The organism is Rhizobium sp. CF142 (genome assembly GCF_000281145.1).
Classification (GTDB): domain Bacteria; phylum Pseudomonadota; class Alphaproteobacteria; order Rhizobiales; family Rhizobiaceae; genus Rhizobium.
Window position 1 is genome coordinate 41,140 of sequence record NZ_AJWE01000097.1, and the last position, 14,137, is coordinate 55,276.

A 14,137-nucleotide genomic window follows, 5' to 3' on the forward strand; every position below is an offset into this window, starting at 1 on the left:
AAGGAGACGCGCCAACTTGGGAGGAGAGCCATGATGAAGCGTCTATTGGTGGCAACCAGTATTGCCACCCTCTGCCTGGTCTCGACAGCCTCGGCTGCCGAAAAGGTTGAAATGTGGGTCCGCACAGGCATCGGCGATGCCTTCAAGAAGGTTGTCGAGGCCTATAATGCGAGCCACGAAAATCAGGTGGTCACGACCGAAGTGCCTTTCGGCGAACTGGTGCAGAAATATGCAACGGCAATCGCCGGCGGCCAGGCGCCCGACGCCCTGTCGATGGACCTGATCTATAACCCGGCCTTCGCCGCTGCGGGTCAGCTCGAGGACCTGACGGACTGGGCAAAGAGCCTGCCCTATTTCAATTCACTGTCGCCGTCGCATGTCAAACTCGGCACCTATCAGGACAAGATCTACGGCCTGCCGCTGTCGGTCGAAACCTCTGTCTTTGCCTGGAACAAGGATCTCTATAAGAAAGCCGGTCTCGACCCCGAAAAGGCGCCCGCGACCTGGGAAGAAATCGAGGCAAACGCCGAGAAGATTCGCAAGCTTGGCGATGATACGTACGGCTTCTACTTCTCGGGCGGCAGCTGCGGCGGCTGCATGATCTTCACCTTCACGCCGCTCGTCTGGGGTGCAGGTGCCGATATCCTCTCGGAGGACAGCAAGACCGCAACGCTAGACACGCCGCAAATGCGCAAGGCCGTCGGCTTCTATCGCGATATGGTCAAGAAGGATCTTGTTCCGGCAAGTGCTGCGAGCGACAACGGGACGAACTTCCTGACCTTCACAAACGGCAAGATCGGCCAGCAGAGCCTCGGCGCCTTCGCCATCGGTACGCTGGTCACCCAGTACCCGGATATCAACTTCGGCGTGACGCTGATCCCCAGTGTCGATGGCAAGACTTCGTCCTTTGCCGGCGGCGACAATTTCGTCATCACCAAGGGCACGAAAAAGATCGATGCGGTCAAGGAGTTCCTTGAATACATCTATTCAATGGATGGCCAGAAGGTCATGGCGAAATATGGCAGCCTGCCAACACGCGGCGACATTGCCGATCAGGTTCTTGCCGGGCTCGACCCCCGCATGCAGGTGGGCCTGAAGGCGATCTCCGTTGCCAAGACACCCTATACGCTGCAGTTCAATGATCTGATCAACAGCGCCAATGGACCCTGGGCAACCTTCACCAATGCCGCGATCTTCGGTGACGACGTCGATGGCGCATTCTCGAATGCCCAATCCGAGATGCAGTCCATCATCGACAGCGGCCAATAACTCTCCCGGCCGTGGCCGGGGGACGGTGGCAGTTCCCCGGCCGATTCACAGATTGAAGAAATCGAAAAATGCGGAGGTTTCGATGACCGGTTCCGGTCCGCAGCGCATCCGCGCTGTCCGAAAACGGCGAAAGTCGCAATGGCGCGGCTTTCTCTACATTGCGCCGGCCATGGCGCTCGTCATCGTCTTCTTCGTCATGCCCGTGCTGTTCACCGGCTGGATGAGCCTGCACAACTGGCCGCTGATGGGCGCCTCGCGCTGGATCGGCTTTGCCAATTATACCCGCATGTGGAACGACAGCCGCTTCATGGCAGCCCTGAATTTCACTGCCTATTACACCGTCATCGTGACCATCGCGATCTTTGCGATCGCCTTCCCGCTGGCGATTTTCGTGGAGAAGGAGCGCCGCTTCGTCAGTACCTACCGGACGATCATCTTCCTGCCCGTCGTAGTGGGGCTCGCAACGGCTTCGCTTCTCTGGGTCTGGCTTGCCAATGTCGATAGCGGCTTCTTCGGCCCTTCGCTTCGCGCGCTCGGCCTCGTCGAGCGGAGCCCGAACATCATGGCGAGCTTCGATACCGCCTTCGCAACCATCATCGTCATGGTCGTCTGGAAGATCGCGGGCTTTACGATGATCATCCTGCTGACCGGTCTGCAGGCCATTCCGTCGGAACTGACAGAGGCAGCCCGCATCGATGGCGCCGGACGCTGGCAGCGCTTTCGGCATCTAACCCTGCCGCTGATGCGAAAGACGATTGCGCTGGCGCTGATCGTCTCGGTCACCGGCTCGATCCTCGCCTTCGACCAGTTCTACATCATGACGTCGGGCGGGCCGCAGAACAAGATGATCTCGGTCGTCTACTACATCTTCAACCAGTCCTTCGTGTCCTTCAATCTGGGCTACGGATCAGCCCTTTCGATCGTGCTTCTGGCGATCCTCGTTGCGATCTCCATCGTCCAGCTCTGGCTGCTTCGTGTCGGGGAGGAACGCTGATGATCTCCTCCAGACAACGCCGCGCCCGCAAGCGTTTCAGATCGCAATCGGCCTATCATGCCGCCGGCATTGCCATTTCGATCTTTTTCCTGGCGCCCTTCATCATCACGCTGCTCGCCTCCTTCCGGCACGGTACGGAGTCGAGCCTACCGCCCTTGCCGCCATGGCCGACGACAGGCGTTAGCTTCGATGCCTATGCGCTGCTCGATACGTTCGGCGCCGGCATCTGGCAGCACATGATCAACTCGCTCTTCGTTTCGCTGGCAACGGTACTGCTGACGGTCGCCGTCAGCCTGCTCGCAGGCTACGGCTTCTCGCGCTACCGCTTCCCGCTGAAGAATGCGCTTTTCGTGCTGATCATCGCCACGCTGATGATCCCGTTCCAGTCGATCCTGACACCGCTCTTCATCATTCTGGCGAAGCTCGGTCTCAACAATTCGCTGCTGGGGCTCACCCTCGTCTATGTCACGCTGCAGCTTCCCTTCTCCGTCTTCATGATGCGCAATGCCTTCGACGCCGTGCCGAAGGAGATCGAGGAAGCAGCCCGCATTGACGGTGCGCGGGATCTGAGACTGCTCGTGCGCGTGCTTCTGCCGCTGGTGCTGCCGGGTATTGCGACGGTCGCGATCTTTGCCTTCCTCAATGCCTGGAACGAGTTCCTGGCCGCCCTCGTACTGCTCTCCAGCAACGAGAAATACACGCTTCCCGTCCTGATGACGGCGGTGCGCGCCGGTCGCCTCGGCGCCATCAACTGGGGCGCGGTTCAGGCCGGCGTCGTCGTCATGACGATCCCCTGCCTGATCGTTTTCCTGCTCCTGCAACGCTACTACATGCGCGGGCTGATGGCCGGCGCGGTGAAATGATGATCTTTCAACGAAATGGATGAAGCCATGAATAAGCTGAAGAGAGACCGCCAGTTCCGTCCCCTGCCCGTGCCGAGCGTCGAGTTGCAGGGCCTGTTTGGCGATCGCCAGGATGCGATCTGCGATTCCACCGCCGAAACGCTGCTAGACCGCTGCGTCGAGGCCGGCATGCTGCAGGCAATCGACGTGACCCAGCCAAGCCCTGGCGTGGTCATCCCCATCGGCCCCTGGGGCGGCACGACGCAGATGTTCTGGGACAGCGATCTCGGCAAGTCGATCGAGACCGTGGCCTATTCACTCTACCGGCGACCCAATCCAAAGCTCGAAGCCCGCGTCGATGAGATCATCGACATGTATGAAAAACTGCAGGACAAGGACGGCTATCTGAACGCCTGGTTCCAGCGCGTGCAGCCGGGCCGCCGCTGGACGAACCTGCGCGACCATCACGAACTCTATTGCGCCGGTCACCTGATCGAAGGCGCCGTCGCCTATTATCAGGCGACCGGCAAGAAGAAGCTGCTCGACATCATGAGCCGCTATGCCGATTACCTGATCACCGTCTTCGGCCACGGCCCGGGCCAGATCCCCGGCTATTGCGGTCACGAAGAGGTGGAACTGGCGCTGGTCAAGCTGGCACGCGTCACCGGCGAGAAGAAATATCTCGATCTCTCGAAGTTCTTCGTCGATGAGCGCGGCACCGAACCGCATTTCTTCACCGATGAGGCGACCCGCGACGGCCGCAGTGCGGCCGACTTCCACCAGAAGACCTATGAATATGGCCAGGCGCATCTGCCGGTGCGCGAGCAGAAAAAGGTCGTCGGCCATGCGGTACGCGCCATGTATCTCTATGCAGGCATGGCCGATATCGCCACGGAATATAACGACGACACACTGACGGCAGCACTCGAAACCCTCTGGGACGATCTGACGACCAAGCAGATGTATGTCACCGGCGGCATCGGCCCGGCCGCCTCCAACGAAGGCTTCACCGACTATTACGACCTGCCGAATGAAAGCGCTTATGCCGAGACCTGCGCCTCGGTCGGCCTCGTCTTCTGGGCAAACCGTATGCTCGGCCGCGGCCCGAACCGGCGCTATGCCGATATCATGGAGCAAGCGCTCTATAACGGCGCCATGGCCGGCCTTTCACTCGACGGCACCCGTTTCTTCTATGAGAACCCGTTGGAAAGTGCGGGCAAGCATCACCGCTGGATCTGGCACCATTGCCCCTGCTGCCCGCCCAATATTGCCCGCCTGCTGGCATCTGTCGGCTCTTACATGTATGCGATCGCCGAGGATGAAATTGCCGTCCATCTCTACGGGGAAAGCAAGGCACGCTTCGATCTCGCCGGCGCCAAGGTCGAGCTTTCGCAGCAGACCCGCTATCCTTGGGATGGCGCGATCCATTTCGACCTTACGCTCGATCGTCCCGCACATTTCGCACTGTCGCTGCGCATCCCGGAATGGGCTGAGGGTGTTGCGCTCTCCGTCAACGGCGAAAAGCTTGATCTGCAATCCACCACCGTTGAAGGTTATGCCCGGATCGAGCGCGACTGGAAGAGCGGTGATAAGGTCGATCTGTCGATCCCGCTGGCTGCCCGCAAGCTCTTTGCCAATCCGCTGGTCCGTCAGGATGCCGGCCGCACGGCGCTGATGCGCGGTCCACTCGTCTATTGCGTCGAAGAGACAGACAATGGCGAGGGGCTGAATGGCATTACGCTTTCCGCCGATGTCTCGCAGGCGAAAACATCAGAAATCGTCGGCCTTCGCGGCGCCGTCGCCCTCGACCTTCCCGTCAGCCGCGACACGGCAGATTGGGGCTCTGCGCTCTACCGCACCTCTCCGCCTGCCGCACAACAGGCGAGCGCACGTTTCGTGCCCTATCCTTTCTGGGATAATCGCGAACCGGGCGAGATGCTCGTCTGGGTCAGAGCCGGCGAGGCGCGCGGTGAATAATATGGCGGATACGGGCGTCGTGCTGACCGAAATTCGCAAGAGTTTCGGCAATCTGGAAGTCATCCATGGCATTGACCTGACCATTGCCGAGGGGTCCTTCGTCGTTTTCGTCGGACCCTCGGGATGCGGAAAATCGACGCTGCTGCGGATGATCGCCGGGCTCGAGGATGTCACGGACGGGGAAATCGAGATCAAGGGACGCAACGTCACCGATCTCGATCCCTCCGATCGCGGCATCGCCATGGTCTTCCAGTCTTACGCGCTCTATCCGCATATGAGCGTGCGCGACAACCTCGCCTTCGGCCTGAAAATGGCACGGACGCAAACCTCGGAGATCGAGGCCCGCGTCAAGGCGGCCTCGGCAATCCTGAAAATCGATCATCTCCTCGATCGCCGGCCGGGCCAGCTCTCCGGCGGCCAGCGGCAGCGTGTGGCGATCGGCCGCGCGATTGTCCGCAAGCCGGATGTCTTCCTTTTCGACGAACCGCTGTCGAACCTCGACGCGGAACTGCGCGTCTCCATGCGCATCGAAATCGCCAGACTCCATCGCGAGCTTGGCAATACGATGATCTATGTCACGCACGACCAGACCGAAGCGATGACACTCGCTGACAAGATCGTCGTGCTTCGTGATGGGCATATCGAACAGTCGGGAACACCGCGCGAGATCTATGAGCGGCCGAATAATGTCTTCGTCGCGGGCTTCATCGGCTCGCCGCGCATGAACCTGCTCGAGGCAAGCTGGGCAGGTGACGGCACCATCCTGGCGGCCGGAAATCGCATTCGTTCGCCGATCAGCGGCGCCGGTCTGGCGGCTGGCCAGAAGATTACCCTCGGCGCGCGGCCGGAGCATCTGAGCATCGTCTCGGGGCCGGAGGATGACGTGTTGCGGGCTAGGGTTGATTTCGACGAGTATCTCGGCGGCACGCAATTCCTTTATTGCCAGCTTGGCGACGGCCAGCCTTTGACCGTCGAATACAGAGGATCGGTTGACATTGAGACCGGCAGCCAGCTCGCCTTCACTTGCGATCCCGCCGATCTGCACATCTTTAACTCCGACGGCATGCGGCTCGACAAATAAACGCGGGCAGCTATAGGCTGCTTCTTGTTCGCTCGACCCGGTTCCTAAGGCTTGAATAGATTTCGAGGCGATGAGCACCGGTCGATCGGGACAAGTCTTTCGCTGGAGGACAGCACCCGCCTGTCGCGCTGCATTGATCGTTTTCCTGGATTTCGAGGCTACGTCCCTCAGCAAGAAAAGCGTTCCTATCGAAGTTGCCTGGGTGTTCGAGGACGGCCGCTCGCACTCGGCCCTGATCCGGCCCGCCGCCGACTGGGACGACTGGGCGGCCGATGCGGAAGCAATCCATGGGATTTCGCAGGAGTTGCTGGCATCGGAGGGCGTGCCGGTAGAGCAGATCGCCAGCGAAATGGTCGAGGTTTTGACCGGGCACGAGCTCTATGCGAGTGCCCCTTCGTGGGATGGGAAATGGCTGAGCGTTCTCCTGCGCTCCGCCGGCTTTCCTCGGCATGCCCTCCGGCTCGGCAAGTCACGTGACGCCTTTGTGGCCACGGCGCGTGAATTAACAGGAGCGACCATCACGGAGACAGAGCTATCGAAGCTCATCGACGGCATCATCGAGGAAAGCAAGGCGGCAATCCCGGCGCATCGCGCATTGGCGGACGCCGTGCTTGAGCTTACCCGATGGAAGCTTGTTCGTGAGGCAGCCAAGAAGCGCATGGCGACAGGCGGGTAGAGGTCAGCGCTTGTGAAAGCTCTCGGTCACCCAGCGTGCAAAATCCGCAGCCGGGCGCGCAAGGCGGTCGAAGCTGCGGGCAACCAGCCAGTAGGCGCCATTCGGAACCGTGAGGTCGAAGAGCTGGCGCAAGCGACCGGTCCGAATTTCCTCCTCAGCAAAGGCTTCATCCAGGAGTGCAACGCCCTGGCCGCGCAGCGCCGCGTGCAGCACGAGCCCGTCATCTGCATAGACCGGCCCCTTCGCCGTCTCGGGCACAGCGATGCCGGCCGCCTCAAACCACCGGCTCCAGGCGTCGCGGGTTTCCTCATGTAAAAGCCCGTAAGCAAAAATGTCATGCGGAGAGGAGATCGGTGGGCCACGCTCCAGAAGATCGGAGGCGATCACCGGCACCATGCGGACATCGATCAGGTGCCGGCTTTCTGTCCGTGGCCATGCGGTGACGGTGGCGCTGTGCCTGATCGCGATCTGCGCCTGGCCGGTACGGAATTCGATCGTCCGCGGATCAGCATCGAGCGATATCTCGACGTCAGGATGACGTTTGCGAAATTCCGGCAGCCGCGGCACCAGCCAGCAAGCGGCGAAGGAAGGTTCGACGCTGACTTTCAGATCCACAGACACTGAAGCTCTGCGGATATCCTCCAGGCACTCATCGATCCGGTCGAAGGAAGGGGTGAGCACGGCAAGCAGCTTCCGGCCGCTTCCGGTCAGGATGACACTTCGATGGCGCCGCTCGAAGAGCGGCTCGCCCAATAGCTGTTCCAGCTCGCGGATCTGCCGGCTGACGGCGGCCTGCGAGATGAACAGTTCCTCGGCCGCAAGCGTGAAGCTCTCGAGCCGTCCCGCGACCTCGAAGCTTCTCAATGCCGTCAGCGGCAGCCGACCACGTTTCATCCCATAACCTCAAGTCATCCGAAGTCAACGATAAGCTCGTTTGAAGACCGGGCGCAAGGAGAGGAGAACAATAGGAAAAGGAGAGAAGCCATGTGGAAGCAAATCGTCTCCATCCTGATGGATGCCATTCGCCTTGTCACCTTCACATCGGACGACAAAGATAACCGGCGGCACCGGGACTGCTGAACGCTCACGCAGCTTATCGGGATTTTCGCGCATTCATAATCCTGCGCCGGGGTCTATATAGACCTCTCCTTACTTGAGAAGCAGGAGCATCACGATGCAGAAGCGTAAACTCGGCAGCCAGGGACTTGAAGTATCGGCCATCGGCCTCGGATGCATGGGCATGAGCCAGTCCTACGGGCCGGCCGATGAGACGGAATCCATCGCAACCCTTCACCGCGCCATCGAGCTCGGCTGCACTTTCCTCGATACGGCCGAGGTTTACGGCCCCTATAAGAATGAGGAACTGCTCGGTCGAGCTCTCAAGGGCCGGCGTGACGAGGTGACGCTGGCCACGAAATTCGGCTTCCGCCTGAAAGACGGCAAGCAGGTTGGCACCGAACGCGACAGCCGGCCGGAAACCATTCGCAGCGCCGTCGAAGGCTCGCTCAAGCGTCTTGCCACCGACCACATCGACCTCATCTACCAGCACCGTGTCGATCCGGCTGTCCCTATGGAAGACGTCGCCGGCACGGTCGCTAAGCTCGTCGAGGAAGGCAAGGTTCGCTACTTCGGCCTCTCCGAAGCCGGTGTCGCCAATATCCGCCGCGCGCATGCCGTCTTTCCGGTGTCAGCCGTGCAGAGCGAATATTCGCTGTGGGAGCGCAATCTGGAGGCCGACGTGATCCCAGCTTTGAGGGAGCTCGGCATCGGCCTCGTGCCCTTCAGCCCACTCGGCCGCGGCTTCCTGACCGGGGAGGTCAAGCGCGCCGAAGACTATCCGGAAGGCGATTTCCGTCGCGGCGATCCGCGCTATCAGGGCGAGAACTACGACGCCAATGTCCGCGCAGCCGAGGCCGTCCGCTCGGTTGCATTCTCGCTCGGCGTCAAGCCTGGTCAGGTGGCCCTCGCCTGGATCCTGCATAAGGGCAGCGACTTCGTGCCGATCCCCGGTACCAAGCGCCGCAGCTACCTGGAAGACAATATCGCCGCGGCTTCCATCGCGCTCAATGCCGAGCAGATGAAGGCGCTCGATGAAGCGCTTGCCCCCGGCAAGGTTTCGGGCAAGCGCTACAACGACACGATCATGTCGACGATCGATCGCTGAGGGTGCTCACGCGTCGATATCGGTCGACAGCGTGATGTCCTTCTGCGCTTCCAGCTCGGCAAGTCGCTCGTTCAGGGCCTTGCGGATCGACTGATAGGTCGTGCTGCCGAGCGCGAGCCGCTTTGGCGCCGGTTGTTTTTCGGCCGCCGCGATCATCGCGTCGGTCATCCTCACGGGGTCGCCCAGGATCTTGAACAAACCGTCGGCAATTGCCCTGCGCACCTGGCCGGCCGGCGTCTCCTCATAGACATCCATCTGCGGCGGCCTGACGAGGCCGGCGCCGAAATCCGTGCCCGCCGGTCCCGGTTCGACAATGGTGATGTCGATGCCGAAGGGGGCGACTTCCTGTGCTACCGCCTCGATGAAACCTTCAATCCCCCACTTGGTGGCGTGATAGAGGCTGAAATTCGGATAGGCGATCTGCCCGCCTTCCGAAGCGACCTGCAGGATGCGACCACCGCCCTGCTGACGCAGATGCGGCAAGGCCGCGCGGATTACCTGGATGGAGCCGATCAGGTTGGTATCGATCTGATGGCGGATCTGTGCATCGCTCACCTCTTCTGAGGCGCCGAACAGGCCATAACCGGCATTGCTGACAACGACATCGATGCGCCCCATCCGCTCGAAGGCGGCGTCGACGACTGCATGAACGGCCCGGTCATCGGTGACGTCGAGGGGCGTGACCCAGAGCCGCTCACCATATTGCGCTTCAAGGTCAGCCAGGGCTTCGCGCCTGCGCAAGGTTGCGGCGACGCGATCGCCGCGCGCCAGCAGCTTCTCGGTCATGATCCGGCCGAAACCGGAGGATGTGCCTGTGATGAACCATGTCTTTGTCATCGTCTCTACCTTTCTGATGCCGTTGGATCGCGGCTTGATGACAGCAAAGATAGAGAGGTTTATTGATGGGATAATCCGTTCAAATCTGCATGAGCTGTTGAAAAATACCCATGAGTTATCGGCCGACACTTGATGACCTCAATGCCTTCTCGGCAATCGTTACCCATCGCAGCTTTCGCAAGGCGGCCGGCGAACTCGGCCTGTCGCCTTCAACGCTCAGCCATATGATGCGCAACATGGAGGCGCGCATGGGCGTGCGCCTGCTGCATCGCACGACACGCAGCGTCGCGGCCACCGAAGCCGGCGAAATGCTTCTCGACAGGCTGAAACCGGTCTTGCGTGATCTCGATCTGGCGCTCGATGCCGTCGGGGAATTCGGCGGACAGCCGAGCGGTACGCTGCGCATCAACGCGAGCGAAATTGCCGCCCGCGTGCTGTTGAACGCCGCCATTCCTCTCTTTCTCGAACGCTATCCGGAGATATCGCTCGATATCGTCACCGAAAACCGGCTGGTCGATATTGTCGGCGAGGGCTTCGATGCCGGCATCCGCCTGCGGGAATCCGTGCCGCTTGATATGATAGCGGTCGAATTCGGCGGCGAGGCACGTTTCCTCGCGGTTGCCTCATCAGCCTACTTGAAAGACCACAAGCGACCGAAGACGCCTGAAGACCTCAAGCGCCACCGCTGCATCCGCCTGCGTATGCCGAGCGGCAAACTCTACCGCTGGGAATTTGAGAAACACGGCCAGGAAGTGACTACCGAGGTATCGGGTGCGCTCACGCTCGATCATGTAGAACTGATGGCGGAAGCGGCGGTCAAAGGGCTCGGCATTGCCTATGTGCCGGAAAGGGTCGCGCGGCCCTATCTTGCCAGCGGTGAGCTTATCTCTGTGCTTGACGACTGGTGCCCGTCGATCCCCGGACTCTGCCTCTATTATCCCGGTCACAGGCATGTGCCGCAAAGCCTCAGAGCCTTCATATCCGTTCTGACGGAAGTCGAGCGGCAAGGTGCTTAGCCTCCCCGCGCATCACCCTTGCCCATTCTGTCTCGCCTGTTCCGCAGCGCGGAAGCGCGCCGGCGTTATGCCGCGTCTTGCCTTGAAAGCCTTGCCGAAGGCGGCTTCCGATTCATAACCGACCTCTGCAGCAATATCTGCAACCGCTCGGCGCGTCCTGAGCAGCAAGTCACTCGCCAACATCATCCTGATATCGGCCAGGAACACGCCGACTGTCATTCCGGCGCGCTCGCGAAATTGCCGGGCATAGGTAGCCCGCGACATGGCCGAATGACGGGCAAGATCATCGATCGTCCAGCCAAAGGCCGGTGAGGACATCATTGCCACGACGGATTTGCCGAGCCTGGCATCCCCAAGCAATTGCAGCAGCCCCGAGGATGCGACGGTCGAGACCTTGCCTGCCCTCACCGCCATGATGAAAAGCGAGAGACAGGTTGCCGTGATAATCGCCAATGCTCCCGGCCTCTCTTCAACTGTCTCCCTGTAGAGCATGGCGACCAGCGTCTTCAGCAACTCCTCCGACTCCTCGGCGAGCGATACGTGAAAGACGTCAGGCAGGCTATCGAGCAGCAAGGCAGCCGATCCCGGCGCGCAATCGAAATGACCACAGAGCAGATCGACATCGGCCTCGCCTTCGCCGTTTTCGCGCAAAGGCAGCATGCCACCCGCGGCAATGCGCAGAGGCGGTGCTTCGCCGCGTGGCCGCAAACCAACGATCGAATGCGCATCCCCGCGCGGCAGCAGCAGGAAATCGCCAGAGCGCAAGGTGATCTCACGACCGGAGCCGAGGCGAATGAGACAATCGCCGCCGAGGATCAGATGAAACGGCAACGTACCTGCTGCAACGGGCTCGTGGTCGATATGAAACGCGCCCTGCAGCCGGCAGCGAATGTCGAGCGTCGGCTGCAGGCGGGCAAGTTCGATAAGGCGGCTTAAAACATCCATGAGACGATCGCGCTAGAAAATGACTTTTCTGAGCATTCAAACTATCACCCTTGAAGGTCATAGTCACTTCCAACAGCCGAGGCAATCACGCCGTCGCTGATATGAGAAGGAATGATTTTCATGTTGGACTGGAAGGAATATCGCGGCGAACTCCTGGACCGGATCGGCGAAATCGCCAAGATCGTGCCAGAGACGATCAAAGGCTATCAAACCCTTTCGACCGCCGGACAGAAGACCAACCATCTCGACGCCAAGCAGCGCGAGCTAATCGCCCTTGCCGTCGCCGTCACCGTCCGTTGCGATGGCTGTATTGCCGTACATACGACCGAGGCCCAGAAGGTCGGCGCCACCAAGGAGGAAATTGCTGAGGCCCTCGGTGTCGCGATCTCCGTTAATGCCGGTGCTGCTCTTGTCTATTCGGCCCGCGTGATGGACGCTGCCGACGCCATTGCAAAGTAAAACGTTCAAAGTGAACCACTTGCCGCATCGGCAGGATAAATGACCCTGCCGGACCAATTCGGAGAAACGAACATGTCGCTCCCCCGCATACCCGCTGCATTCTTTGGCATTGTTCTTGGCGTTGTCGGGCTCGGCAACAGCTGGCGCGCGGCCGCTGCCATCTGGCCGGTTCCGGCCAGCGTGGGCGAAGCCATCAGCCTTCTTGGCTTTGCCATCTGGCTCGTCCTCATCCTCCTCTACGTCGCGAAATGGTTTGTCGCGCCGAAGGAGGTGACAGCGGAACTTGAACATCCCATCCAGTGCTGCTTCGTCGGTCTGATCGGCGTCGCGACCATGCTGGCGGGACTTACGATCCTTCCTTATTCGCGCATCGGAACTGAAGTTTTGGCTCTGGCAGGGTTCGCCATCACCCTGTTCTTCCTGCTGTGGCGAACCGGTCTGCTCTGGCGTGGTGGGCGTGATCCGGTCACCAACACGCCGGTTCTTTATCTGCCGACTGTTGCCGGTTCTTTCGTCACCGCCATCGCGGCAGGCACGCTTGGTTATGCCGACTGGGGCCAGCTCGCCTTCGGCGCCGGTTTCTTTTCCTGGCTGGCAATCGAATCCGTCTTGTTGCACCGGCTGCTGATGGCGCCGGAGCTAGCCGCACCGCTGCGCCCGACTCTGGGCATCCAGCTTGCCCCGCCCGCCGTCGGCAGCGCCGCCTATCTGAGTGTTACGACCGGCGCGCCCGATATGTTGGTGCATGCCATGTTCGGCTACGCCATCCTGCAGGTCCTGATCATCGGCCGCCAGCTGCCCTGGATCATGCAACAACCCTTCGCCGGCTCCTATTGGGCTTTCACCTTCGGCCTTACTGCGCTTTCGACAGCAGCACTGCGCATGACGGCGCGCGGCGACGCCGGCGCGATCAGCGAGCTTGCGCCGGTTATCTTCGTGCTGGTCAACATCGCGCTTGCGATCATTGCAGTCGGAACGCTCTGGCTGCTGGTGAGAGGCAAGCTTCTTCCTGCTCCCGTCCGTGCCTGAGAGCCTGCACGGGGCTAAACCCTTGCCACTTCCTGCTGCAGATCGACCACCGCCTTGATCGGCAGGTGGTCGGACGCCATGCGGGCTAGTGGAGTGTCATGCACCTCCACGGCGGAGATGATGCCTTTCCGGTTGGCAATGATGCGGTCGAGCGCCAGAACCGGCAAGCCGGCAGGAAAGCTCGGAACGGCGGGCGGCAGCGGACCGAAGGCCATCTGGAAAGTATTGAGAGACGAGCGGTCGCCGAGCCGCCATTCGTTGAGATCGCCAAGCAGGATGGTCGGCATTTCGTGACGGTCGCTGATGAGATCGACCAGCGTCTTTGCCTGCTGCGCCCGCGAATGCCGCAGCAGACCGAAGTGCGCGGCGATGATGCGCAGCGTGCCGCCAGCTTCGAGCTCTATTTCCGCAACCAGCGCGCCGCGCGGCTCTAGCCCTGGCAGCTTCACCTGATGCACATCATGCACCAGACCTTTGCGGACGAGCACGACATTACCATGCCAGCCATGCGCTTTCACCGCCCCTGAGATCGGAACTGGAACGAGCCCGGTCTCGCGCTCCAGCCGGGCGAGATCGAGAATGCCCGTACGCTCGCCGAAACGCGTATCGGCCTCCTGCAGCGCGATGACGTCGGCATCGATCTCATGAATGACACGGCTCGTGCGTTCCGGATCAAAGCGTCGGTCAGTGCCGACGCATTTATGGACATTGTAGGAGGCGATAAGAGTGCCGTCATTGCGCGGTTTTGGCCCCGCACGCCAGGTCTCAACGCGCTTCCTCCTATTCTTGATGGAAGCGATGATACTGGCGGGCAGACTGTCTTTCTTCTTGACTTGCATCGGAAGGAA

15 protein-coding genes are annotated in these 14,137 nt (G+C 60.8%); 10 read left to right on the forward strand and 5 right to left on the reverse strand.

What is annotated here, in order from left to right:
- Positions 1-30: 30 nt before the first annotated feature.
- The 6 genes from PMI11_RS20885 (at position 31) to PMI11_RS20910 (ending at position 6,839) form a co-directional block, all read left to right on the forward strand.
- Positions 31-1,269, forward strand: coding sequence for an ABC transporter substrate-binding protein (locus tag PMI11_RS20885; protein ID WP_007820969.1), 1,239 nt, complete (start codon positions 31-33; stop codon positions 1,267-1,269).
- An 82-nt stretch (positions 1,270-1,351) separates the two neighbouring features.
- Positions 1,352-2,263: a carbohydrate ABC transporter permease gene (locus PMI11_RS20890; RefSeq protein ID WP_007820977.1), complete on the forward strand. Its 912-nt coding sequence runs from the start codon at positions 1,352-1,354 to the stop codon at positions 2,261-2,263.
- Positions 2,263-3,126, forward strand: coding sequence for a carbohydrate ABC transporter permease (locus PMI11_RS20895; RefSeq protein WP_007820979.1), 864 nt, complete (start codon positions 2,263-2,265; stop codon positions 3,124-3,126). The genes PMI11_RS20890 and PMI11_RS20895 overlap by 1 nt, the downstream gene beginning before the upstream one ends.
- 27 nt (positions 3,127-3,153) lie before the next feature.
- Positions 3,154-5,082, forward strand: a complete 1,929-nt coding sequence (locus PMI11_RS20900; RefSeq protein WP_007820981.1) for a glycoside hydrolase family 127 protein — start codon at positions 3,154-3,156, stop codon at positions 5,080-5,082.
- 1 nt (position 5,083) lies between these two features.
- Positions 5,084-6,163, forward strand: a complete 1,080-nt coding sequence (gene ugpC / locus PMI11_RS20905; RefSeq protein WP_037071824.1) for an ABC transporter ATP-binding protein — start codon at positions 5,084-5,086, stop codon at positions 6,161-6,163.
- Positions 6,164-6,296: 133 nt separating this feature from the next.
- Complete coding sequence (locus PMI11_RS20910) at positions 6,297-6,839, forward strand: 3'-5' exonuclease (protein ID WP_037071826.1); 543 nt, start codon at positions 6,297-6,299, stop codon at positions 6,837-6,839.
- A gap of 3 nt (positions 6,840-6,842) precedes the next feature.
- Here PMI11_RS20910 and PMI11_RS20915 read toward each other — a convergent pair whose 3' ends face one another.
- Positions 6,843-7,733 carry a LysR substrate-binding domain-containing protein gene (locus PMI11_RS20915; RefSeq protein WP_007820990.1) on the reverse strand — a complete coding sequence of 297 codons (891 nt, stop codon included), beginning with the start codon at positions 7,731-7,733 and terminating at the stop codon, positions 6,843-6,845.
- A 24-nt stretch (positions 7,734-7,757) separates the two neighbouring features.
- Positions 7,758-7,952 carry a hypothetical protein gene (locus tag PMI11_RS37390; RefSeq protein ID WP_157179665.1) on the reverse strand — a complete coding sequence of 65 codons (195 nt, stop codon included), beginning with the start codon at positions 7,950-7,952 and terminating at the stop codon, positions 7,758-7,760.
- 55 nt (positions 7,953-8,007) lie between these two features.
- On the opposite strand from PMI11_RS37390, the gene PMI11_RS20920 reads away from it, so the two are divergent.
- The gene (locus PMI11_RS20920; RefSeq protein ID WP_037071834.1) at positions 8,008-9,003 is read left to right on the forward strand and encodes an aldo/keto reductase; all 996 of its coding nucleotides are present in this window, start codon (positions 8,008-8,010) and stop codon (positions 9,001-9,003) included.
- Between the two features lie 6 nt (positions 9,004-9,009).
- On the opposite strand, the gene PMI11_RS20925 is transcribed toward PMI11_RS20920, so the two are convergent.
- The gene (locus tag PMI11_RS20925; RefSeq protein WP_007820995.1) at positions 9,010-9,840 is read right to left on the reverse strand and encodes an SDR family oxidoreductase; all 831 of its coding nucleotides are present in this window, start codon (positions 9,838-9,840) and stop codon (positions 9,010-9,012) included.
- 110 nt (positions 9,841-9,950) lie between these two features.
- On the opposite strand from PMI11_RS20925, the gene PMI11_RS20930 reads away from it, so the two are divergent.
- Positions 9,951-10,856, forward strand: coding sequence for a LysR family transcriptional regulator (locus tag PMI11_RS20930; RefSeq protein ID WP_007820997.1), 906 nt, complete (start codon positions 9,951-9,953; stop codon positions 10,854-10,856).
- A 12-nt stretch (positions 10,857-10,868) separates the two neighbouring features.
- On the opposite strand, the gene PMI11_RS20935 is transcribed toward PMI11_RS20930, so the two are convergent.
- A complete protein-coding gene (locus tag PMI11_RS20935) occupies positions 10,869-11,801 on the reverse strand; it encodes an AraC family transcriptional regulator (RefSeq protein WP_007820999.1) in 933 nt (310 codons plus the stop codon).
- Between the two features lie 120 nt (positions 11,802-11,921).
- Here PMI11_RS20935 and PMI11_RS20940 point away from each other — a divergent pair, with 120 nt between their 5' ends.
- Complete coding sequence (locus PMI11_RS20940; RefSeq protein WP_007821001.1) at positions 11,922-12,260, forward strand: carboxymuconolactone decarboxylase family protein; 339 nt, start codon at positions 11,922-11,924, stop codon at positions 12,258-12,260.
- Between the two features lie 39 nt (positions 12,261-12,299).
- The gene (tehA, locus tag PMI11_RS20945) at positions 12,300-13,289 is read left to right on the forward strand and encodes a dicarboxylate transporter/tellurite-resistance protein TehA (protein WP_051034620.1); all 990 of its coding nucleotides are present in this window, start codon (positions 12,300-12,302) and stop codon (positions 13,287-13,289) included.
- A 14-nt stretch (positions 13,290-13,303) separates the two neighbouring features.
- On the opposite strand, the gene PMI11_RS20950 is transcribed toward tehA, so the two are convergent.
- A complete protein-coding gene (locus PMI11_RS20950; RefSeq protein ID WP_037071835.1) occupies positions 13,304-14,128 on the reverse strand; it encodes an endonuclease/exonuclease/phosphatase family protein in 825 nt (274 codons plus the stop codon).
- Positions 14,129-14,137 lie beyond the last annotated feature (9 nt).